24 protein-coding genes and 2 pseudogenes are annotated in these 19,129 nt (G+C 69.1%); 12 read left to right on the forward strand and 14 right to left on the reverse strand.

Annotation, left to right across the window (positions count from 1 at the left end):
• Window position 1: 1 nt before the first annotated feature.
• On the reverse strand, window positions 2–847 hold the full coding sequence (locus AAG689_RS11150; protein WP_406625981.1) for a fumarylacetoacetate hydrolase family protein: 846 nt from the start codon (window positions 845–847) through the stop codon (window positions 2–4).
• Between the two features lie 111 nt (window positions 848–958).
• Between AAG689_RS11150 and AAG689_RS11155 the strand changes: the two genes are divergently transcribed.
• The 4 genes and pseudogenes from AAG689_RS11155 (at window position 959) to AAG689_RS11170 (ending at window position 3,234) form a co-directional block, all read left to right on the forward strand.
• Complete coding sequence (locus AAG689_RS11155; RefSeq protein WP_406625982.1) at window positions 959–1,540, forward strand: DJ-1/PfpI family protein; 582 nt, start codon at window positions 959–961, stop codon at window positions 1,538–1,540.
• 49 nt (window positions 1,541–1,589) lie between these two features.
• Window positions 1,590–1,952, forward strand: coding sequence for a ribbon-helix-helix domain-containing protein (locus AAG689_RS11160; protein ID WP_406625983.1), 363 nt, complete (start codon window positions 1,590–1,592; stop codon window positions 1,950–1,952).
• Window positions 1,953–2,123: 171 nt separating this feature from the next.
• Window positions 2,124–2,647 (forward strand): annotated as a pseudogene (locus AAG689_RS11165) (chromate transporter).
• Entirely contained in the window at window positions 2,644–3,234 is a 591-nt protein-coding gene (locus AAG689_RS11170; RefSeq protein ID WP_406625984.1) for a chromate transporter, read from the forward strand. Before AAG689_RS11165 ends, AAG689_RS11170 begins: the two are co-directional and overlap by 4 nt.
• Here the strand turns inward: AAG689_RS11170 and AAG689_RS11175 are convergent.
• Genes AAG689_RS11175 through AAG689_RS11185 form a run of 3 tightly spaced genes read right to left on the reverse strand, consistent with a single transcriptional unit; the run spans window position 3,220 to window position 5,408 of the window.
• Window positions 3,220–3,951, reverse strand: a complete 732-nt coding sequence (locus AAG689_RS11175) for an SIR2 family NAD-dependent protein deacylase (protein WP_406625985.1) — start codon at window positions 3,949–3,951, stop codon at window positions 3,220–3,222. The genes AAG689_RS11170 and AAG689_RS11175 overlap by 15 nt on opposite strands.
• 2 nt (window positions 3,952–3,953) lie before the next feature.
• On the reverse strand, window positions 3,954–4,703 hold the full coding sequence (rlmB, locus tag AAG689_RS11180; RefSeq protein WP_406625986.1) for a 23S rRNA (guanosine(2251)-2'-O)-methyltransferase RlmB: 750 nt from the start codon (window positions 4,701–4,703) through the stop codon (window positions 3,954–3,956).
• 9 nt (window positions 4,704–4,712) lie between these two features.
• Window positions 4,713–5,408: an ABC transporter ATP-binding protein gene (locus tag AAG689_RS11185; protein WP_406625987.1), complete on the reverse strand. Its 696-nt coding sequence runs from the start codon at window positions 5,406–5,408 to the stop codon at window positions 4,713–4,715.
• 21 nt (window positions 5,409–5,429) lie between these two features.
• On the opposite strand from AAG689_RS11185, the gene AAG689_RS11190 reads away from it, so the two are divergent.
• The gene (locus tag AAG689_RS11190) at window positions 5,430–6,059 is read left to right on the forward strand and encodes an arylesterase (protein ID WP_406625988.1); all 630 of its coding nucleotides are present in this window, start codon (window positions 5,430–5,432) and stop codon (window positions 6,057–6,059) included.
• Between the two features lie 51 nt (window positions 6,060–6,110).
• Here AAG689_RS11190 and AAG689_RS11195 read toward each other — a convergent pair whose 3' ends face one another.
• Both AAG689_RS11195 and AAG689_RS11200 read right to left on the reverse strand, forming a co-directional pair.
• Window positions 6,111–7,325: a PLP-dependent transferase gene (locus AAG689_RS11195; protein ID WP_406625989.1), complete on the reverse strand. Its 1,215-nt coding sequence runs from the start codon at window positions 7,323–7,325 to the stop codon at window positions 6,111–6,113.
• Window positions 7,326–7,353: 28 nt separating this feature from the next.
• The gene (locus tag AAG689_RS11200) at window positions 7,354–7,815 is read right to left on the reverse strand and encodes a BON domain-containing protein (RefSeq protein ID WP_406625990.1); all 462 of its coding nucleotides are present in this window, start codon (window positions 7,813–7,815) and stop codon (window positions 7,354–7,356) included.
• A gap of 141 nt (window positions 7,816–7,956) precedes the next feature.
• Between AAG689_RS11200 and AAG689_RS11205 the strand changes: the two genes are divergently transcribed.
• The 5 genes from AAG689_RS11205 to AAG689_RS11225 all read left to right on the forward strand — a co-directional run bounded on the left by AAG689_RS11205 (window position 7,957) and on the right by AAG689_RS11225 (window position 12,106).
• Window positions 7,957–9,636: a SulP family inorganic anion transporter gene (locus AAG689_RS11205; protein WP_406625991.1), complete on the forward strand. Its 1,680-nt coding sequence runs from the start codon at window positions 7,957–7,959 to the stop codon at window positions 9,634–9,636.
• A gap of 104 nt (window positions 9,637–9,740) precedes the next feature.
• The gene (locus AAG689_RS11210; protein ID WP_406625992.1) at window positions 9,741–10,172 is read left to right on the forward strand and encodes an NfeD family protein; all 432 of its coding nucleotides are present in this window, start codon (window positions 9,741–9,743) and stop codon (window positions 10,170–10,172) included.
• A 26-nt stretch (window positions 10,173–10,198) separates the two neighbouring features.
• On the forward strand, window positions 10,199–11,116 hold the full coding sequence (locus AAG689_RS11215; protein WP_020229353.1) for an SPFH domain-containing protein: 918 nt from the start codon (window positions 10,199–10,201) through the stop codon (window positions 11,114–11,116).
• Window positions 11,117–11,269: 153 nt separating this feature from the next.
• Window positions 11,270–11,653 (forward strand): KGG domain-containing protein, encoded by a 384-nt coding sequence (locus tag AAG689_RS11220; RefSeq protein WP_406625993.1) that lies wholly within the window; start codon window positions 11,270–11,272, stop codon window positions 11,651–11,653.
• 129 nt (window positions 11,654–11,782) lie between these two features.
• Window positions 11,783–12,106, forward strand: a complete 324-nt coding sequence (locus tag AAG689_RS11225; RefSeq protein ID WP_406625994.1) for a serine/threonine protein kinase — start codon at window positions 11,783–11,785, stop codon at window positions 12,104–12,106.
• Window positions 12,107–12,141: 35 nt separating this feature from the next.
• On the opposite strand, the gene AAG689_RS11230 is transcribed toward AAG689_RS11225, so the two are convergent.
• A complete protein-coding gene (locus AAG689_RS11230; protein ID WP_406625995.1) occupies window positions 12,142–13,113 on the reverse strand; it encodes an SDR family oxidoreductase in 972 nt (323 codons plus the stop codon).
• Window positions 13,114–13,299: 186 nt separating this feature from the next.
• On the opposite strand from AAG689_RS11230, the gene AAG689_RS11235 reads away from it, so the two are divergent.
• Window positions 13,300–13,515 (forward strand): hypothetical protein, encoded by a 216-nt coding sequence (locus AAG689_RS11235; RefSeq protein ID WP_406625996.1) that lies wholly within the window; start codon window positions 13,300–13,302, stop codon window positions 13,513–13,515.
• Window positions 13,516–13,518: 3 nt separating this feature from the next.
• Here the strand turns inward: AAG689_RS11235 and AAG689_RS11240 are convergent, their stop codons facing one another.
• From AAG689_RS11240 to AAG689_RS11260, 5 genes are all read right to left on the reverse strand, one after another.
• Window positions 13,519–13,959, reverse strand: a complete 441-nt coding sequence (locus AAG689_RS11240; RefSeq protein WP_024001688.1) for a hypothetical protein — start codon at window positions 13,957–13,959, stop codon at window positions 13,519–13,521.
• Between the two features lie 184 nt (window positions 13,960–14,143).
• Window positions 14,144–14,620: a DUF421 domain-containing protein gene (locus AAG689_RS11245; protein ID WP_406625997.1), complete on the reverse strand. Its 477-nt coding sequence runs from the start codon at window positions 14,618–14,620 to the stop codon at window positions 14,144–14,146.
• A gap of 20 nt (window positions 14,621–14,640) precedes the next feature.
• Window positions 14,641–15,222 (reverse strand): cysteine hydrolase family protein, encoded by a 582-nt coding sequence (locus tag AAG689_RS11250; RefSeq protein WP_406626328.1) that lies wholly within the window; start codon window positions 15,220–15,222, stop codon window positions 14,641–14,643.
• A gap of 5 nt (window positions 15,223–15,227) precedes the next feature.
• Window positions 15,228–15,836, reverse strand: a complete 609-nt coding sequence (locus AAG689_RS11255; RefSeq protein WP_406625998.1) for a hypothetical protein — start codon at window positions 15,834–15,836, stop codon at window positions 15,228–15,230.
• Window positions 15,837–15,876: 40 nt separating this feature from the next.
• A complete protein-coding gene (locus tag AAG689_RS11260) occupies window positions 15,877–16,350 on the reverse strand; it encodes a CBS domain-containing protein (protein ID WP_406625999.1) in 474 nt (157 codons plus the stop codon).
• A gap of 283 nt (window positions 16,351–16,633) precedes the next feature.
• Here AAG689_RS11260 and AAG689_RS11265 point away from each other — a divergent pair, with 283 nt between their 5' ends.
• Window positions 16,634–17,317, forward strand: a complete 684-nt coding sequence (locus tag AAG689_RS11265) for a hypothetical protein (RefSeq protein WP_406626000.1) — start codon at window positions 16,634–16,636, stop codon at window positions 17,315–17,317.
• A gap of 77 nt (window positions 17,318–17,394) precedes the next feature.
• Here the strand turns inward: AAG689_RS11265 and AAG689_RS11270 are convergent, their stop codons facing one another.
• Together AAG689_RS11270 and AAG689_RS11275 are read right to left on the reverse strand one after the other, a co-directional pair.
• Entirely contained in the window at window positions 17,395–17,973 is a 579-nt protein-coding gene (locus AAG689_RS11270) for a hypothetical protein (RefSeq protein WP_406626001.1), read from the reverse strand.
• 262 nt (window positions 17,974–18,235) lie between these two features.
• Window positions 18,236–19,025, reverse strand: a pseudogene (locus tag AAG689_RS11275) (mechanosensitive ion channel family protein).
• Window positions 19,026–19,129 lie beyond the last annotated feature (104 nt).

Below are 19,129 nucleotides of genomic sequence, written 5' to 3' on the forward strand. Positions count from 1 at the left end.
CTCAGCCCCCGACGCAGGCCAGCCGCTGCTCGCCCAGCCCTACGGCACCCAGGCGCATCACATCGCCCGCGCGCAGGAAGCGCGGCGCGGGCTTGCAGCCCAGCCCCACGCCCGCCGGCGTGCCGGTGAGCACCAGGTCGCCCGGCTCCAGCGTCATGAAGCGGCTGATGTAGGCCAGCACCGTGGGCACGCCGAAGATGAAGTTGCGCGTGCTGCCGTCCTGCATGCGCTCGCCGTTCACCTCCAGCCACAGGGCGACGGCGTGCGGGTCGGGCACCTCGTCGGCCGTCGCCAGCCAGGGGCCCACGGGGGCGAAACTGTCGCAGCTCTTGCCCTTGTCCCACTGGCCGCCGCGCTCCATCTGGTAGCTGCGCTCGGACACGTCGTTGGCGAGCACGTAGCCCGCCACGTGGGCCAGCGCATCGGCCTCCTGCACATGCCGCATGCGCGTGCCGATCACGATGCCCAGCTCCACCTCCCAGTCGGTCTTGAGCGCGCCGGGCGGGATGCGCACCGCATCCGTGGGGCCGCACAGCGCGCTGGTGGCCTTCATGAACAGCACGGGCTCGGCGGGCGCGGGCAGGCCGGCCTCGGCCGCGTGGTCAGCGTAGTTCAGGCCCACGCAGACGATCTTGCCCACGCCGCCCACCGGGCAGCCCAGGCGCGGCGCGCCTTCCACGGCCGGCAGGCGCGCGAGGTCCAGCGCGGCCAGGGCCGCGAGCGTGCGCGGCGCGAGCTGCGCGGGGCCGATGTCGGGCAGCAGCATCGACAGGTCGCGCAGCACGCCCTGCGCATCGATCGCGCCGGCGCGCTCGGCGCCGGGCTGTCCGTAGCGGACGAGTTTCATGTGTGTCCTCCTGCGGGCAAAGCGCCGAGTGTAGTAACCCGCTAACACCCGCGCCGCAGCCAGCGCCGCAAGAATGTCCAGCCATCAGCAACCACCGACAAGGAGACAAGCATGGCTGGCAAGAAAATCCTCATGGTCTGCGGCGACTACTGCGAAGACTACGAAACCATGGTGCCCTTCCAGGCGCTGCAGGCCGTGGGCCACACGGTGCATGCCGTGTGCCCTGACAAGAAGGCCGGCGACCACATCAAGACGGCCATCCACGATTTCGAGGGCGCGCAAACCTACAGCGAGAAACCCGGGCACAACTTCACGCTGAACGCGAGCTTCCACGACGTGAAGCCCGAGCAGTACGACGCCCTGGTCATCCCCGGCGGACGCGGCCCTGAGTACCTGCGCAACAACGCGGCGGTGTGCGCCGCCGTGCGCCACTTCTTCGACGCGGGCAAGCCCGTGGCGGCCGTCTGCCACGGCGCGCAGCTGCTGGCCGGCGCGGGCGTGCTCAAGGGCCGCACCTGCTCGGCCTACCCCGCCTGCCGCGCCGAGGTGGAGCTGGCCGGCGGCACCTATGCCGACATCGCGGTGGACCAGGCGCACACCGAGGGCAACCTGGTTTCCGCCCCCGCCTGGCCCGCGCACCCGGCCTGGATCGCCCAATTCCTCGCCCTGCTGGGCACGCGCATCACGCACTGAGCACAATGTGCGGCGGCGCCCCTTCCTGCGGGACGCGAGGAGACAAAGCATGTGCGAGGTGTTCATCAGCGCCGATCCGCGCCTGTACGAGAGCCGGGCACGGTCGGTGCGGCTGCACGGCGTGGCCACCAGCATCCGGCTGGAGAACCTGTTCTGGCAGGTGCTGGAGGAAATCGCCGCGCGCGACGGCATGACCGTGCCGCAGCTGTGCGCGCGGCTGCACGACGAGCTGGAGCACGAGCGCGGCGGGGTGGACAACTTCGCCTCGTTCCTGCGCGTGTGCTGCGGCCGCTACCTCGCGCTGCAGCTCTCGGGCGGCATCCCGCGCGACCGCAGCGTGCCCATCCGCAGCCTGGACGCGCGCAGCGTGCTCGCCACCGAGCCGCGGCACGCGCCCGCCGCGATGACCTGACCCATCTGTTTCACGCATGCCCACATCGCGCGCAGCGATGGCTGGCGCGCGGCGGGCTGCCCGTTTCGGCCGTACCATCGGGCGCCCACAGACCGATCCGACCCGCATGCCCGAGCCCCAGCCCCCTCCCCCGCCGCCGAGGAGCGGCCCCGGCCGCGCAACACCGGCGATCTGTTCTGGTCGTTCACCTGGCTGGCCCTGCAGGGCTTCGGCGGCGTGCTGGCCGTGGTGCAGCGCGAGCTGGTCGAGAAGAAGCGCTGGATGACGAACGAGGAGTTCGTCGAGGACTGGGCCGTGGCGCAGATCATGCCCGGCCCCAACGTGGTCAACCTCTCGGTGATGATCGGCGACCGCTACTTCGGCCTGCGCGGCGCGGTGGCCGCGCTGGCGGGCATGCTCACCTTCCCCTGCTGCTGGTGCTGGTGCTGGCCATCACCTATGCCCAGTTCGCCAGCCACCCGGCCGTGGCCGGCGCGCTGCGCGGCATGGGCGCGGTGGCGGCGGGCCTGGTGGCTGGCGTGGGCCTCAAGCTGGCGATGGCGCTGCGCCGCCACCCACTGGGCGCGGTCGGCTGCGTGCTGGTGGCGGCGCTCACCTTCGGCGGCATGGCGCTGCTGCGGCTGCCGCTGGCCTGGGTGCTGCCGGTGCTCGGCGGCACGGCCTGCGCGCTCACCTGGCGGAAGATTCCCGCATGAACGCCATCGCGCTGCAGCCGCTCGACTGGCTCAACCTCTTCCTCTACTACATCTCGCTGTCGCTGCTGGCCGTGGGCGGCGCCATCGCGGCGGCGCCCGACATGCACCGCTTCCTGGTCGAGCGCCAGGGCTGGCTGACCGACGTGCAGTTCAACGCCTCGATCGCCATCGCCCAGGCCGCGCCGGGCCCCAACGTGCTGTTCATCGCGCTGCTGGGCTGGAACGTGGGCCTCAACGCCGGGGGCGCCGGCGCCATCGGCTGGGCCAGCGGCGCGCTCGGCGTGCTGCTGTGCATGGTCGGCGTGATGCTGCCCAGCACCACCCTCACCTGGCTGGCCACGCGCTGGGGCCACCGCAACCGCGACCGGCGCGGCGTGCGCGCCTTCAAGCAGGGCATGGCGCCCGTGGTGATCGGCCTGCTGCTGGCCACGGCCTGGATCCTGGGCAGCGCGCACGGCAACCCGGCCACCGACTGGCCGCTGTGGCTGCTCACCGCGGCCACCATGGTGCTGGTGTGGCGCACGCGCCTGCACCTGCTGTGGCTGCTGGGCGCCGGGGCGCTGCTGGGCGCGCTAGGCTGGGTCTGACAGGAGTGCCGGCAGCAGCTGCGCCGCCGTGCCGCGCAGCACGGCGTGCGCCACACCGTCCAGCTCGCTGGGCGCGGGGTTGACCACCACCACGCGCGCGCCCGCCTGCCGGGCCTGGTGGGCCAGGCCCGCGGCGGGATAGACGGCGCCGGCCGTTCCCACCACCAGCATCAGCTCGCAGGCCTGGGCGGCCTGCTGCGCGGCGTCGAGCACTTGAGGGGGCAGGTCTTCGCCGAACCAGACCACGCCAGGGCGCACTAGGTTGCCGCAGGCGGCGCAGCGCGGCGGGCTGCCCGGCTGCGCGCGGGCCAGGTCGCAGCAGACGCGCGGCCGGTCCAGCCAGCGGTTGGCGGCCAGGTCGCCGTGCAGGCATAGCACGCCCTCGCTGCCCGCGCGCTGGTGCAGGCCGTCCACATTCTGGGTGATGAGCGCGAGCCGCCCCGGATGGCGCCGCGCGAAGACCGCCAGCGCCTGGTGGCCGGCATTGGGCTGCACGCCCACCAGCATGGCGCGGCGGTGTTCGTACCAGTCCCACACGCGCTGGGGCGCGGCGCGAAAGCCGCGCTCGCTGGCCATTTCCTGCGGGTTGAACTGGGCCCAGTAGCCGGTCTGCGTGTCGCGGAAGGTGGGCACGCCCGACTCGGCGCTCACACCCGCGCCGGTGAGCACGGCGATGCGCTGCGCCTGTGCGATCCAGCCGCGCACCGTCTCCAGCATGCTCAACCGCCCCTTTGCCGCAGCGCTTCGTAGAGGCACACGGCGCTGGCCACGGAGACGTTCAGGCTCTCCACGGCGCCCTGCATGGGGATGCCCACCAGTTCGTCGCAGGTCTTGCGCGTGAGCTGGCGCATGCCCGGCCCCTCGGCGCCCAGCACCAGGGCCACGGGGCCCTTCAGATCGACCTGGTAGAGGGTCTTGGGCGCGTCGCCGCTGGTGCCGATGATCCAGATGTTGCGCTCCTTCAGTTCATTGAGCGTGCGCGCGAGGTTGGTCACCATGAAGTACGGCATGGTCTCGGCCGCGCCGCTGGCCACCTTGGCCACGGTGGCGTTGATGCCCGCCGCGTGGTCCTTGGGCGCGATGACGGCATGCGCGCCCGCGCCGTCGGCCACGCGCAGGCAGGCGCCGAGGTTGTGCGGGTCGGTCACGCCGTCGAGCACCAGCAGCAGCGGGTTCTTCACGCCCTGCTCCTGCAGGTCGTCCAGCAGCTCGTCGAGCGAGCGCACCTGCGCCACGGACTCCACGCGCGCGGCCACGCCCTGGTGGCCGTGGCTGCCGGCCAGCTTGGCCAGGCGCAGGCCGTCGGCCTCGATGAGGCGCGTGCCGGCCTCGCGCGCGCGTTCCAGGAACTGGCGCATGCGCGCATCGCGGCGCGTGGGCTCGTAGTAGATCTCGATGATGGATTGCGGCGCAGTCTTCAGGCGCACGCCGACGGCGTGGAAGCCGAAGAGGACTTTGGGGGTGGACATGGGGGCCGATTATCCGGGCGTGGAGAGATCGGCGATGCGCCCGGCCTCGATGGTGATGCGCCGGTCGCAGCGCGCGGCGATGCCGCGGTCGTGCGTGACCAGCACCAGCGTCGTGCCCTGCGCGCGGTTGAGCGCGAACATCAGCTCCATGATGGTCTCGCCCGTGGCGAAGTCCAGGCTGCCCGTGGGCTCGTCGGCCAGCAGCACGGCGGGCTCGACCACGAAGGCGCGCGCCAGCGCCACGCGCTGCTGCTCGCCGCCCGAGAGCACCTTGGGATAGTGCGACAGGCGCTGGCCCAGGCCCACGCGCGCGAGCATCTCCTGCGCGCGGCTGCGCGCGTCGCGCTCGCCCGCCAGCTCCAGCGGCAGCATCACGTTCTCCAGCGCGGTGAGGTTGCCCAGCAGTTGGAAGCTCTGGAACACGAAGCCCACCTGCCGCGCGCGCAGCGCGGCACGCTCATCCTCGTCCAGCGCGAACAGGTCCTGCCCCGCCAGCCGCACCGTGCCGCGCGTGGGCGTGTCCAGCCCCGCGATGATGGACAGCAGCGTGCTCTTGCCCGAGCCCGAGGCGCCGACGATGGCGGCGGTTTCCCTGGGCGCCAGGCGGAAATCGATATCCCGCAGAATGTCCAGCGTGCCCGTGGAGTCGGTGACGGACTTGGATACGTGCTCCACCGCGATGATCGGGGCGTGGTTCTCTGGCATACAGGCAATGGAAAGGTTTCGATGAATCGGCGTGACTTTATCGTGGCGGGAGCAATGGCCCTGGGCGGCGCTGCAGCTTGGGGCCAGAAGAAGCAGCCCGTGATCCTGGTCGTGGGCGATTCGCTCTCGGCCGAATACGGACTGGCGCGCGGCACGGGCTGGGTGGCGCTGCTGGAAAAGCGGCTGGCGCAGGAGAAGATCGCCGCCACGGTGGTCAACGCCAGCGTGAGCGGCGACACCACGGCGGGCGGGCGCGCGCGGCTGCCCGCGCTGCTCAAGACCCACGCCCCAACGCACGTGATGATCGAGCTGGGCGGCAACGACGCGCTGCGCGGCCTGCCGCTCAAGAGCACCGAGGACAACCTGGCCGCGATGGCCGCCGAGTCGCAGAAGGCCGGCGCACGCGTGCTGCTGGTGGGCATGCAGGTGCCGCCCAACTACGGCACGGACTACGGGCGCCGCTTCGCCGCGCTGTTCGGGACGGTGGCCCAGGCGCAGAAGACGGCGCTGGTGCCCTTCCTGCTGCAGGGCGTGGCCGACGGGCCGGACCCCACGCGCCTGTTCCAGCCGGACCGCATCCACCCCCGCGCCGAGGCGCACCCGCGCATGCTGGACAACGTCTGGCCGGAGCTGCACAAGCTCCTGAAATAGGAGCTGCTCGCGCTTGTCTGGCAAGCGCTGGAGCCCGATTTCATTCAAACTTTACGCGAAGGCCTGGCGCAGCGCCTGGGCCAGGTCGGCGCGCAGGTCCTCCACCGCTTCCAGTCCCACGGAAAAGCGCACCACCGTGCCGGGCTTGAGGTGCGGCGTGGCGCCCGCGCGCATGGCGGGCAGTTCGTAGGGCACGACCAGGCTCATCGGCCCGCCCCAGCTGTAGCCCAGCTTGAAGAGGCGCAGCCCGTCGCAGAAGGCATCGACCTGCGCCTGCGTGTAGCGCGCGTCGATCACCACGCTGAAGAGGCCCGCCGCCGCGTCCGCCTTGCCGCACAGCGCCTGCCAGTGGGCATGGCCGGGCGAGCCGGGCAGCGCCGGGTGCAGCACCTGGGCAACGGGGCCTTGCGCGCCCATCCAGCGCGCCAGTTCGCGCGCGGCGGCGTCGTGCGCGCGGTAGCGCAGCGCCATGCTGGGCAGGGAGCGCAGCACGGCCTCCACGTCGTTGGCGCCCACGCCCAGGCCCAGGCGCATGTGGGTGAGCTTGATCTTCAGGTGCAGCGCCTCGTCGCGCGTGACGATGCTGCCCATGAGCACGTCGCCGCCGCCGCTGGGGTACTTGGTGAGCGCGTGCACGGACACGTCCACGCCCAGGCGGCCGTCGCCCGCCAGGTCGAACGCATTGAACGCGAGGCCCGCGCCCCAGGTGTTGTCGAGCACGCTCATCACGCCGCGCTCGCGGCAGATGCGCGCCAGCGCAGGCACATCGGGAAACTCCAGCGTCACCGAGCCCGCCGCCTCCAGCCACACGAGGCGCGTGCGCTCGCTGATCTTGGCGGCGAGGTCGGCCGGGTCCAGCGGGTCGTAGATGCGGTGCGTGATGCCGTAGTGCCGCAGCTCCACCTCGGCCAGCGCCTTGTTGGGGCCGTAGGCGTTGTCGGGGATCAGCACCTCGTCGCCCTGGCGCAGCAGCGCCAGCGACACGGTGGCGATGGCCGCGAGGCCGCTGGGCACCAGCAGGCACTGGCGGCCGCCTTCCAGGGTGGCCAAGCGCTCCTCCAGCAGGTAGGTGGTGGGCGTGCCGTGCAGGCCGTAGGTGTAGCCGCTCTTGTCCTTCCACTCGCGCTCGCGCATGGCGGCCACGTTGGGAAAGATGACGGTGGAGGCCTTGTGCACCGCGGGCTGCGGCGCAGCGAACCCCGCGGGCGGGGTGTACTCGTGGTGGACAAGGCGGGTGGGCAGGTCGTGGATGGGTTGCTCGCTCATCCACGCATGGTAGCCGCAGGAAAGGGGCTTATCCCCCGCTGCTGATGGTGAGGTTGTTCACCACCGAATTCACGCCCTGCACGCCCTGGGCGATCTGCGTGGCGCGCTCGCGCGCCTGCTCGGTCTTCACCGGGCCGTTGAGCGTGACCACGCCGGCGCGCGTGTCCACGTCGATCTTGATGGCGCTCAGGTCCGGGTCCTGCGCCAAGCCGGCGGACACCTTGGCTGTGATGCCGGCATCGTCCATGAGCGCGGCGGCGTCGGCGGCGGCCGAGCGCGTGGCATCGCCGGCCTCGTGCGCGGCGGACTCCATCTTCTGCTTGGCTTCCTGGGCGGCCTGCTCGGTCTTCTCGATCGCGGAGTCCAGGCGTTGTCCAGCGGTGGGCTCCTCTGTCTTGTTGCAGGCGGCCAAGCCTGCGGCCAGGGCCAGGGCAGAGGCGAGCGCGCCCAGGCGCGGCAGGGTGTGCGGTTGGAAACGCGAGGTATTCATAACGGTCTCTCCTTCCAGTGGATATGCCTGCCACTGTAGGACCGGCAGGCCCGCCGTGCGGGTCGGAGAGGACCGAATCCGCAGTAGGACAAGGGCGCCCCGCCAAGCACCCTGTCGCGCGGGAGACGACAATCGCCCCCCATGTCCGCCCCGCTGCTGCACCGCTGGTTCCCGTTCCTCGCCTGGCCCCGCCCTACGCCAGCGCTGCTGCAAGGAGAGTTCTGGGCCGGCATGACCGTCGGGCTGATGCTGGTGCCGCAGGGCGTGGCCTACGCGGCGCTGGCCGGCATGCCGCTGGTCACGGGCATCTACGCCTCGCTGGTGCCGGCGCTGGTGGCCGTGCTCTGGAGCTCGTCCACGCGGCTGGGCGTGGGGCCCACGGCGCTCACAAGCCTGCTCATCGGCGCATCGCTCACGGGCATGGCCGAGCCGGGCAGCGCGCACTGGGTGCAGCTCGCGGCATGGATGGCGCTGCTGTCGGGCCTGCTGCAGCTGCTGCTGGGGGCCCTGCGCTTCGGCTGGCTGCTCAACCTGGTCACCTCGCCGGTGCTGGGTGGATTCACGCAGGCGGCGGCGCTGCTCATCCTGGCCTCGCAGCTGCCCGCGCTGCTGGGCCTGCGCACCACCTGGGGGGCGCTGGCGTCCGACCCGTCGGTCCACCACTTCGACCTGCGCGCGCTGGCCTTCGGCCTGGGCAGCCTGGCGCTGCTGGTGCTGGCGCGGCGCTGGCGGCCGAGCTTTCCGGCCGCCATCGTGGTCATCGCCCTGGCGGCGCTGGCCAGCTGGGCCATGGGCTACGCCGATGCCGACGGCGCCGTGGTGGGCCACCTGCCCTCGGGCCTGCCCTCGCCCTACTGGCCGGGATGGCTGCCGTGGGACGAACTGGGCGGGCTGGTCATGCCGGTGATGGTGGTGACGCTGGTGAGCTTCCTGGAAACGGCGTCGAGCGCCAAGGTGGAGCACAGCCGCGGCGGCACCCGCTGGAACGAGAACCAGGACCTGATCGCCCACGGCATGGCCAAGATGAGCGCAGGGCTGTGCGGCAGCTTCGCCACCAGCGCCTCGTTCTCGCGCTCGGCCATCAACCTCTACGCGGGCGCCAAGAGCGGCTGGGCGACGCTGTTCGCACTGCTGCTGGTGCTGGCCACGCTGCTGTGGCTCACGCCCGCGCTCTACCACGTGCCGCAGTCGGTGCTGGCGGCGGTGGTGGTGACGGCCGTCACGGGGCTCATCAAGCCCATGTCCATGCTGCGGCTGTGGCGCATCTCGCGGGTGGAAACCGCCATCGGCCTGGTCACCTTCGGCCTCACGCTGGCCACGGCGCCGCGCATGTACTGGGGCGTACTGGTGGGCCTGCTGATGAACCTGAGCCACTTCCTCTACCAGCGCCTGCACCCGCGCATCATCGAGGTCGGCCTGCACCCGGACGGCAGCCTGCGCGACCGCCACCTGTGGCAGCTCGCCCCGCTGGCGCCGCAGGTGCTGGCGCTGCGCATGGACGCGGAGCTGGACTTCGCCTCGGCCAACGCGCTGGAACGGCGCGTGGCCGACGAGCTGGCCGCGCGGCCGGACACGCGGCACCTGTGCCTGTTCGCCCTGCCCATCAACCGCATCGACGTCACCGGCGTGGAGGCCTTCGTGCGCCTGCACCACCTGCTGCAGACGCACGGCGGCACGCTGCACGTCAGCGGCCTCAAGCTGCCCGTGCAGCGCACGCTGGAGAGCGCGGGCGCACTCGCCGAAGGCCCCCACCTGGCCACCTACCGCACCGACGCGGAGGCCATCGCCGCGCTGCAAAAGGCCGCTCCGGCGCCCGCCTGACACCGGCAGGCGCGGGCATGCCCCGCGCCCCTGCCCGTCCATCCTTTGAAAACCGCCGCATTTCGCCCAGAATGGGCCGGCTTTACTTTTTCCATTCAAGGGACATGAACCTCGACGCATCCACATACTGGTGGCTTCTGGCCGGCGCTGCCGTGGTGGCCGAACTGCTCACCGGCACCTTCTACCTGCTGATGCTGGCCATCGGCCTGGCCGCGGGCGCCGTGGCCGCGCATGCCGGGCTGGGCACGGCGGCGCAGATCCTGGCCAGCGCCGTGGTCGGCGTCGCCACCGTGCTCGGCGCGTATTTCGCGCGCCGCAGCCGCCCGGGCGAGCCCTCGGCCCGCGCGGACCGCAGCGTCAACCTCGACGTGGGCGAAACCGTCCACATCGACGCCTGGCAGCCCGACGGCACCGCCACCGTGAAATACCGCGGCGCGAGCTGGACGGCCATCCACCGCCCCGGCATCACGCCCGCCACGGGCCCGCACCGCGTGGCCGAACTGGTGGGCAACCGGCTGCTGGTCGATCCCCTTTGATCCATTCCCTCGCAGAAAGACACTCCATGGAAATCGCCATCGTCCTCTTCGTGATCGCCGTGATCTTCATCGTGCGCGCCGTCAAGATCGTTCCGCAGCAGCACGCCTGGGTGAAGGAGCGCCTGGGCAAGTACGCCGGCACGCTCACGCCCGGCCCCAAGTTCATCATTCCCTTCGTGGACCGCATCGCCTACCGGCACAGCCTCAAGGAGATCCCGCTGGACGTGCCCAGCCAGATCTGCATCACCAAGGACAACACGCAGCTGCAGGTGGACGGCATCCTCTACTTCCAGGTGACCGACCCGATGCGCGCCAGCTACGGCTCGTCCAACTACATCATGGCCGTCACCCAGCTCGCGCAGACCTCGCTGCGCAGCGTGATCGGCAAGCTGGAGCTGGACAAGACCTTCGAGGAGCGCGACATGATCAATGCGCAGGTGGTGTCGGCCATCGACGAGGCCGCGCTGAACTGGGGCGTGAAGGTGCTGCGCTACGAGATCAAGGACCTGACGCCGCCCGCCGAGATCCTGCGCGCCATGCAGGCGCAGATCACCGCCGAGCGCGAGAAGCGCGCGCTGATCGCCGCGTCGGAAGGCCGCCGCCAGGAGCAGATCAACATCGCCACCGGCGAGCGCGAGGCCTTCATCGCCCGCTCGGAAGGCGAGAAGCAGGCCGTCATCAACAAGGCCCAGGGCGAGGCCGAATCCATCAAGGCCGTGGCCGACGCCACCGCGCAGGCGCTGGAGCGCGTGGCCGCGGCCATCCGCCAGCCGGGCGGCGAACAGGCGGTGCAGCTCAAGGTGGCCGAGCAGGCCGTCACCGCCTACGGCAGGCTGGCGCAGGACGCCACCACCACGCTGGTCGTGCCGAGCAACATGACCGAGGTCTCCGCGCTCATCACGTCGGCCATGAAGATGGTGCAGGCGGGCACGCAGCGCGGGTGAGCCCGGAGCCTGTGCGGCCATCGCCGCACGGGGCCTACCCCCACGTCGGATAGCGCTTACGGGGCCGCCAAAACCGGCGGCGCACATTTATCTCCGCAGGTTGGAATTCGCCAGCATGCTTCTTTTTCTTGGGAACTCCATAGGAGATATGTAATGCCTACCAACAATCCTCAGGGACATAACCAGCACACGAACGAGAGCAACCGCCAGGGCAGCCAGAGCCACAACCAAAGCAACCAAAGCAACCAAAGCAACCAGGGCAATCAGTCGGGTGGCCGCGGCTTCGCATCGATGGACCCCGAACGCCAGCGCGAAATCGCGGCGGAAGGCGGCCGCGCCGCACATGCCTCGGGCAATGCCCACGAGTTCAGCTCGCAGGAAGCCCGCGAAGCCGGCTCCAAGAGCCACGGCGGCAACCAGGCCTCCTCGCAGGCCGCCAACAACACGCGCAGCGCCTCCAGCACGGGCAGCACCCGCGGCGGCTCCAGCGATCAGCCGTCACGTGCCGGCAGCCAGAGCCACAAGAACGACCGTTGACGGTGTTCTGACCTGACCGGAAGGCCCGCAGGGCCTTTCGGCTCCGCGCCACGCGGCACTCAGGGCCCCTCGGGTGCACAGCACCCTGCAGCCCACCGTGCGGCGTGGCGTTTTTCCAAGGAGGCTTCCATGCGCATACCCAGCACATCCCGCGAACCGGCCGTCGATCCCTCGGACCGCACGGCAGCCGATCTTCCGAGCGGAGAAGATCTCAACGACCACCTGAGTGCGGAAACCGACGTGGCGGACGGCGTGAACGACCTTTCCGCGCATGCCCTCGACGACCTGCCGAACGACGGCCCGCTGAATTTCGACGACGGCACCGACATGGGCCACCCGCGGGGCGACACGCGCCGCACGGGCGGCAGCTGGGATGCCGAGGGAACCGATGAGGGCAGGCTCAAGCCGCCCTCGGAAATGTCCTCCACGCCGCCCCCTTCTTACCGCCGGTAAGGCGCCACGGCCCCCGCCGGGGGCCGCGCCGCACTTCATGCGCCGTCTCCCGCATTGCCCGTGATGGGCAGCACGATGCCGGTGATGTAGCTGGAACAGGCGGGCGCCGCCAGGAACACATACGCCGGGGAAATCTCCTCCGGCTGCGCGGGCCGGCCAAGGTGCGTGCCCTCGCCGAACTTGGCGATCTCCTCGGGCGGCTTGTCCGCGGGGTTCAGGGGCGTCCAGACCGGCCCCGGGGCCACGGCGTTCACGCGGATGCCCTTGTCCGCCAGGTTGTGCGCCAGGGCCTTGGTGAATGCATGGATGGCCCCCTTGGTCGCGGAATAGTCCAGCAGCTCCTTGCTGCCCCGCAGCCCCGTGACCGAGCCGGTGTTGATGATGCAGTCGCCCGGCTGCAAGTGCGGCAAGGCGGCCTTGGCCATGTGGAAGTAGCCATAGATGTTCGTCCTGAACGTCTCGTCGAAGTGCTCCTCGGTCAGGTCCTCCAGCGACTGCGCATGCTCCTGGAACGCGGCATTGTTGACCAGCACGTTGAGCCGGCCGAACGCCTTCACGGCCGCCTGCACCGCCTTCTTGCAGAACCGGGGGTCCTTCACGTCGCCGGCCATGGCCAGGCTGCGCCCGCCTTCGGCTTCGATCAGCCGGCAGGTTTCCTGCGCGTCCTCGTGCTCGCTCAGGTAGACGATGGCCACGTCCGCTCCTTCGCGGGCGAACAGCACGGCGACCGCCCGCCCGATGCCGGAATCGCCCCCCGTGACCAGCGCAGCAAAGCCCTGGAGCTTGCCGCTGCCGCGGTAATGGGGCGCCTGGAACCGCGGCCTCAGCTGCATGTCTTTTTCCACCCCGGGCTTGGCGAGGTGCTGCCTGGGCAGGGGCGGCTTGGGCTCGGCGCGGCCAGGCCCCGGGGCGCTGCGCCCGGATGCCTTGCCTGCGCCGGCCTTGGCGGGCGCGGCCTTTTTCTTGTCCTGGCGTTCCTGGATTTGCCGTTGCTTTTGCAGTGTCATGGTGGTGGCCTCGGAAAGTAAATGGTGCACCCGGGCTATCGCATGCAGGGCACCCATAAAAATCGGCTAATCCGCCCTATACCCCTCACTTGTACGCAGTTGTGCGTTCATGTAATGTTCTGCTCCGTGATTTATCGAAGCCCTCCACGTCACTGACAATCTGTGCAACTTGCAAGGAGTGACCCGATGCCCATGGAACTCATGGTGGCGCTGGCACGCGGCAAATTCCCTACTGCCGTGGATAATCCAGCAGACGTCGACAAACTGCGGGTGCTCGCGGCCGCAGGCTTGGTAGAAGCCCAGCTGCCGGATGTGGAAAGCGAGGCCCAGTGCGCGCAAGTGTTCGCCATTACGCCGGAAGGTAAAGCTGCCCTGGATAAAAGCATGGCGAAACCTGGATAGCGCCTATTTTTCAGCGCTATCCATTTGCAGCAGAGGGGCCTCCGTCGCAATGGCATTTTCACGGCCATCGCCGCCGATTCGAAAATGCGCAGCGGGGTTATTGACCAGTTGAAGGACGGAGCCAAAACACGACGCCGGCAGCGTGAGCGTGCCGATGGCGATGGACTCGTACAAGCCGAATCCCGGCGGCGGCAGTTCCGCCGCATTCGTGAAACCGATCTGTAGCAAGGTGCGCAGCGGGCCTGCGCGCGAGCCCAGCAACTCGATGAAACCCGTGGCCTGCGCCACGGAATAAGACCCCTGTGAAAATGTATGCAGGCCTGAAAGAGCAACGGCCCGGACGCTTTTCACCTTGATGGTCACATAATTTTCCCAATCATGGCTGAAATCCTGCGGCTTTAATGTCGATTTGCCCCAGGGGCGGGTGGTTTGAGGGGAGATCATTCATTGCTCCATATTTCGATGACTCCCAAGAGAGCCTGAAAGCCCAAAAATAAACAGAAACCCTAACCCTCTCTGTCGGACAAGATCGGCTCCGGTTGCCAGCGTCCGGCAAAACAAAGCGGATGCAACCATTCGCTTCATATATTGCGACCATGTTGCCCTTGTCACTTTCCATGGTTGAAAATCATCCCTCCCCGGATTTTTTCTTTTTCTGAACGCTGATGCTGCCGTCGGCCTCCAGAAACGCATAGCGCAGCTCCTGCAGGTCGCAGTCCGCCTCGCGCAGGGCCTTTTCGATATCGTTTTGCGAGACGCGGTGCTTTTTCCGCGCGGAGTCGAAGATCTCCCCATCGCGCCCCAGCAGCACCGCCTCCCCTTCGAGCAGCTTTTCGGCCAGGCGGAACCGCGCCGTGACCACGCCCACCACGGTGTTCAGGCCGATCAGCACCAGGCACACCACGAGGCCGCCCCACAGGGACTGGTCCTTGCCCGTCATCGACGGTCCGGCCGCTTCGCTGACCAGCATGACCACCAGCAGGTCGAAGGGAGTGAACTGGCCCACGGTGCGCTTTCCGCTGGCGCGCATCAGCAGCAGCAGCACGCCGTAGACCACGGCGGCACGGATCACCAGTTCCACGCCAGGGAGATCGAAGTCCAGCATGGGCGCCCCCTTTGCGGATCTCACGCGCGGCGCCGCACGGCGGCATGCACGGAGCACTTGAAGACGCCATGGAGCTGGCGCAGCGCATCGCCCTTGCGGCGCTCCGACTCCGCGGCCGTGCAGTCCTGCGGCACCCAGACCTTGTAGCCCAGCATGCGCGCGTCGGTGGCCGTGAGCATCACGCACATGTCTGCGGCCACGCCCACGATGACGAGCTTTTCGGCTCCCATCCTGTCCAGCAGGTGCTGCAAGGGCGTGGAATGGAACGCCGAGTGCTGGGGCTTGAGGATGACCAGGTCCTGGCAGGTAGGCGCCAGCAGGCGGGCGATCTCCCCGCGCTCGCCTAGCAGGCTGGAGCAGGCGGCCAGGATGTCGCGGAACTCGCTGTGCCATGTGCCGTAGTTGTCGTTCGCATAGATGGCGGCAACGCCGCGCCGTGCAAGCCGCGCCTTGAGCCGGGCAATCGCGTGCGACGCGGCCACGGCGCCCGGCAAAAGGTCGCGGGCCGTGGGGAAGTTCAGCGGATTGATCACGTCCACCAGCAAAAGCACCTCCTTGCTGCGCGGCAAGGAGGTACGCTTCAGCGAGGCGGGCCGCGGCACGGGCGTCACAGCATCTTGCTGCGCTGCTGCTCCGCGCGGGACGCACCGATGGCGGTTTCCACCTGCTTGACCTCTTCGGGCGGAGGCAGCACCGCCGGCATGCCCAGGCTCTCGATCCACAGCTCGCGGCACCACCCTTTCGTGTGGTAGAGGTGGTGGTCCTCGTCCTTCTCCACCTTGTCGTGCGCGTCCTTCAAGGCCTGGCCCACGGGCCCGCTGGCCGCTTGCGCGACCTTGCCCAGCAGCTCCCAGTTGGCGTGGTCCTTGGTTTCCGCATGCACCACGCACTCGCAGGCCACGAGCTGCGCCGCGGCCGGGCCGCCGCCCTGCTTGGCCAGTTCCATGGCTTTCACCAGGGACTGGCCGATGTGCCGGACGACCAGGCGCGAGGGAACCGCCTCGTCCGCATCGATACCCAGGCTCTCGCAGGCCATGCGCACCACGTTCTGGTGGCTCCGGGTTTCGTCGAGGTACTCTTCCCACTCCTTCTTCAGGTCTCCGTTGATGGCGCAGGTGAGCGCGGTGCGGTACACCTGCTCTCCTCCCAGCTCCGTTTCCATCATCTGCAGCAGCAGGTCCTTGAGCTGGGCCTTGTCATAGCGTGGCTTGGTCATGTGTCGTCTCCGGGAAAAAGGGATTGCCTGGCGGCGCGCATCAATGCGTCTGGCCACCGCCCGCGCTGCCGCTGGCCGCCGACTGGCTGTAGCGCTCGGGCGCGGCGGGCTCGGAGATGTTGCGGATGACATCGGCGCTGCGCTGGCTGTCGCAGACGGTGGCAACGTCCGCCAGCGCCACGATGCCCACCAGCTGCTTGTCGCGGTTCAGCACGGGCAGGCGGCGCACCTGCTCGCTCTTCATGGTGAGCAGCGCCTGGTCCAGCGGATCGTCCTCGAAGCAGTAGAGCGGCTCCTTCGTCATGATGTCGCCGATGTGTGCGCCGGTCAGTTCCTCGGCCACCGCCCGCACCGCGATGTCGCGGTCGGTCACGACGCCCAGCAGGCGCTCGTCCTCGCACACCGGCAGCGAGCCCACGTTCAACTCCCGCATGGCCTGGGCCGCCAGCGTCAGCGAATCGGAAGGGGCCATGGTGCGCACGCCCCGCGTCATGATTTCGGATACGGTTTGCATAGGGTGTTCTCCAGAGACAAAGGGAAATCGCACGCAGGGCATGCAAGGGCCACTGTGCTGGCGGCACGCGCTGCGGTGCGTGGGCCATCTCCGACATTTCCGTAGGAAGGAGGCAGCAACCGCACCGCGCCCCGCCGTAGGAAGCCCGGCGGCGCCGCATTGCCCTGCCCCTACGCCGGTGTCAGCCCCCACCTACGGGGGCACCCTGCCCCCCACCGGAGCATGAAGGCCGCATGAGGAATTCGCCCATGCCGTTTTTTTGGACTTCTTTGGGAGATCGCAAATGGCTAACCGGAACTACGACGAGGACTATCAACGCCGCCAGGGAGGCGACCACGACGATGGCCGCCAGGGCTATGGTGGGCGTCAGAACGACCACTGGGGACAGGGCGGCTCCCGCCAGTACGGCGGCTATGGCAACGAAGGGCGCCAGCAGTATTCGCAGCAAGGCGGCTCCGGCCGCTACGGCGCGGGCGGCCGCGGCAGTGCCTACGGCCCCGGCGACGACGACAACCGCCGCTTCGGCTGGCAGGAAGGCGGCATGGACCGTGAACGCTACGGCAACCAGGGCGGCGGCTGGGACCAGCAGCAGAGCCAGGGCTACGGGCAGGGCTACGACCAGGGCCATGGCTATGGCCAGATGCGCTCGCGCGAGTACGGCAGCGAGTCCTACGGCGGCCGCGGCTATCCGCAGGGTTATGACCGCCACGCCCATGGCGGCCATGGCGACCCGGACAATTCCAGCACGGGCTCGCAATCCCGCCGGTCGCAGTCCGCATACGACCCCGACTACCAGCAGTGGCGCGACGAGCAGATCCGCAACCTCGACAACGACTATGAAAGCTGGCGCGGCGAGCGCTACAAGAAGTTCTCCGAGGACTTCAACACCTGGCGCAGCAACCGGCCTGCCGACAACAAGACCCAGCAGGGCGACGCGCACAACAAGGGCAAGGAGCAGGCCAAATAACTCCGCCCCGTGAAAGCACTGCGGCCTGGCATGTCTCCATGCCAGGCCGCATTCGCATGGGCCGAGCCCGCCGCCGGCTAGGCGGCGCCTGCCGGATTCTTGTCGTCCTCGTGCCCCGCCTCCGCCGCGATGCGCGCCTCGCCCACGGGAACCAGCACCAGGTGGTCGTTGCTGCCCATGGAGGGCACGAACCCCAGCTGCCCGCGGAACTTGTGGAACGGCGTGGCGAACTTCTCCGCCAGCGCGGCCGTCACGCGGTCGAAGAACGCCGCGTGCGATCCGTTGACCGCATAAGGTGCCTCAATGCGGCCCCAGCGCACCTTCCACTGGCCGCGGGAGCGCTGAATGCCCACGCGGACGTGCTCATCGAGGCAATGGCACGCCTCCTTGAAGAACAGCGTCACGCCGAAGTAGAGGAACCCGTCGTCCCCCACCTGCAGGCGGGGCGACAGCGTCGTGCCCTCCGAGGGCATGCGCTCTAGGCGCTCGTCGAGCACGTGGAACTCCAGGTCCGTCGACTTCGCGCCAAGGTAGGTGAGGTAGTCCACCCGCAGCTGCTCCGCGAAGACCTTGCACTCTTCCTTGTATTGCTCGAACTCGCGGCACCAGGCCATCGCCTTCTTGTGCAGGTCCTGGTAGAGGGTGGGGGATGTCATTGGCAATCTCCGTGCGGGATGCGGCGGGCGGACCATGCGCAACGGAAGGCAGGCCGTGCACGCGCCAGCGTTTTCTTTTCAGTCTCGCGTAGGCAGCGGCCCAGGTAAAGCCCTTGGACACGCTTTGTAGCGATGTGCCGACATCCCGCGCCTTCCCATGGCCGCTACAGGAAAGTGAGCAGCCCGTGCGCTCCAGCGCCGGGAAGCAGGCGCATTGCCCCTGCGAAACCAAGCCCCGCAAGCGCAGGCCGCTATCAAAAAGTTACTGCGCCGGCACGCTGCGGTATGCCAGGGGCGTTTCCGGCACCGGATAGCCCGCCGCTCCGAAGGTCTCGACGATGGCCTTGTGCGTGTCGAAATAGACCTGCCAGTAGTGGTCGGTGTGCGTATAGGGGCGCACGCACAGGCGGGGGGCCTTCGGGCGTGAAGTCCAGGATCTCGATGTCCGGCGCCGGCGTGGCGGCCACGTTGGGAATGGCGGCGATCACCGGCCGCAGGCGCGCGATGGCGTCCAGCGGGTTCACGCTGTTGGCCACCTTGGCCACGCAATCCACGCGGCGCACCGGCAAGGCGCTGTAGTTCTGGATGTTGTCGCCGAACACCTTGCCGTTGCCCACCACGGTCACCACGTTGTCCATCGTGACGATGGTGGTGGCGAACAGGCCCAGCTCCTTCACCGTCCCGGTCACGCCGCCGGCGCAGATGAAATCGCCCACCTTGTAAGGCCGCAGCACCTGCATGAACACGCCCGCGGCGAAGTTGCCCAGCATGCCGCTCCATGCGGCGCCGATGGCCAGGCCCGCGCCCGCCAGCAGCGCCGCGAACGAGGTGGTCTTGACCCCGAAGATGTCCAGGATCGCCAGGATCAGGACGATGTTCAGCAGCACCGAGGTGATGGACTTGAGGTAGTGCGCGAGCGTGGCGTCGATCTTGCCGCCGCGCTCGAACACCTTGCCCATCAGGCCGACCGCCACCGCGATCAGCCAGCGGCCGATGATCCAGGCAACGATGGCCGTCAGCAGCCGGATGATAGCCGTCAGCCTAGGGCACAAATTGGCACGGCAGTGGCCCTTCGGCACGCTGACTTGCGGTCTCGCGATAGTGTGCTCAGAACTACTGCTGGCGGCAAATCTGTACGCGGCGAGCAGTCACGTTT

This window comes from Acidovorax sp. SDU_ACID1 (assembly GCF_045291395.1).
Classification (GTDB): Bacteria; Pseudomonadota; Gammaproteobacteria; order Burkholderiales; family Burkholderiaceae_C; genus MR-S7.

What these genes read in the sequence shown, in the direction of transcription:
- AAG689_RS11225 (WP_406625994.1), top strand. Translation starts at nt 11,783, where the DNA reads ATGCGCATACCCAGCACATCCCGCGAACCGGCCGTCGATCCCTCGGAC.
- AAG689_RS11195 (WP_406625989.1), bottom strand. Translation starts at nt 7,325, where the DNA reads ATGAGCGAGCAACCCATCCACGACCTGCCCACCCGCCTTGTCCACCAC.
- AAG689_RS11265 (WP_406626000.1), top strand. Translation starts at nt 16,634, where the DNA reads ATGGCTAACCGGAACTACGACGAGGACTATCAACGCCGCCAGGGAGGC.
- AAG689_RS11215 (WP_020229353.1), top strand. Translation starts at nt 10,199, where the DNA reads ATGGAAATCGCCATCGTCCTCTTCGTGATCGCCGTGATCTTCATCGTG.
- AAG689_RS11270 (WP_406626001.1), bottom strand. Translation starts at nt 17,973, where the DNA reads ATGACATCCCCCACCCTCTACCAGGACCTGCACAAGAAGGCGATGGCC.
- AAG689_RS11245 (WP_406625997.1), bottom strand. Translation starts at nt 14,620, where the DNA reads ATGCTGGACTTCGATCTCCCTGGCGTGGAACTGGTGATCCGTGCCGCC.
- AAG689_RS11205 (WP_406625991.1), top strand. Translation starts at nt 7,957, where the DNA reads ATGTCCGCCCCGCTGCTGCACCGCTGGTTCCCGTTCCTCGCCTGGCCC.
- rlmB (WP_406625986.1), bottom strand. Translation starts at nt 4,703, where the DNA reads ATGTCCACCCCCAAAGTCCTCTTCGGCTTCCACGCCGTCGGCGTGCGC.
- AAG689_RS11210 (WP_406625992.1), top strand. Translation starts at nt 9,741, where the DNA reads ATGAACCTCGACGCATCCACATACTGGTGGCTTCTGGCCGGCGCTGCC.
- AAG689_RS11170 (WP_406625984.1), top strand. Translation starts at nt 2,644, where the DNA reads ATGAACGCCATCGCGCTGCAGCCGCTCGACTGGCTCAACCTCTTCCTC.
- AAG689_RS11240 (WP_024001688.1), bottom strand. Translation starts at nt 13,959, where the DNA reads ATGATCTCCCCTCAAACCACCCGCCCCTGGGGCAAATCGACATTAAAG.
- AAG689_RS11230 (WP_406625995.1), bottom strand. Translation starts at nt 13,113, where the DNA reads ATGACACTGCAAAAGCAACGGCAAATCCAGGAACGCCAGGACAAGAAA.
- AAG689_RS11260 (WP_406625999.1), bottom strand. Translation starts at nt 16,350, where the DNA reads ATGCAAACCGTATCCGAAATCATGACGCGGGGCGTGCGCACCATGGCC.
- AAG689_RS11235 (WP_406625996.1), top strand. Translation starts at nt 13,300, where the DNA reads ATGCCCATGGAACTCATGGTGGCGCTGGCACGCGGCAAATTCCCTACT.
- AAG689_RS11220 (WP_406625993.1), top strand. Translation starts at nt 11,270, where the DNA reads ATGCCTACCAACAATCCTCAGGGACATAACCAGCACACGAACGAGAGC.
- AAG689_RS11160 (WP_406625983.1), top strand. Translation starts at nt 1,590, where the DNA reads ATGTGCGAGGTGTTCATCAGCGCCGATCCGCGCCTGTACGAGAGCCGG.
- AAG689_RS11190 (WP_406625988.1), top strand. Translation starts at nt 5,430, where the DNA reads ATGAATCGGCGTGACTTTATCGTGGCGGGAGCAATGGCCCTGGGCGGC.
- AAG689_RS11185 (WP_406625987.1), bottom strand. Translation starts at nt 5,408, where the DNA reads ATGCCAGAGAACCACGCCCCGATCATCGCGGTGGAGCACGTATCCAAG.
- AAG689_RS11175 (WP_406625985.1), bottom strand. Translation starts at nt 3,951, where the DNA reads ATGCTGGAGACGGTGCGCGGCTGGATCGCACAGGCGCAGCGCATCGCC.
- AAG689_RS11150 (WP_406625981.1), bottom strand. Translation starts at nt 847, where the DNA reads ATGAAACTCGTCCGCTACGGACAGCCCGGCGCCGAGCGCGCCGGCGCG.
- AAG689_RS11255 (WP_406625998.1), bottom strand. Translation starts at nt 15,836, where the DNA reads ATGACCAAGCCACGCTATGACAAGGCCCAGCTCAAGGACCTGCTGCTG.
- AAG689_RS11155 (WP_406625982.1), top strand. Translation starts at nt 959, where the DNA reads ATGGCTGGCAAGAAAATCCTCATGGTCTGCGGCGACTACTGCGAAGAC.
- AAG689_RS11200 (WP_406625990.1), bottom strand. Translation starts at nt 7,815, where the DNA reads ATGAATACCTCGCGTTTCCAACCGCACACCCTGCCGCGCCTGGGCGCG.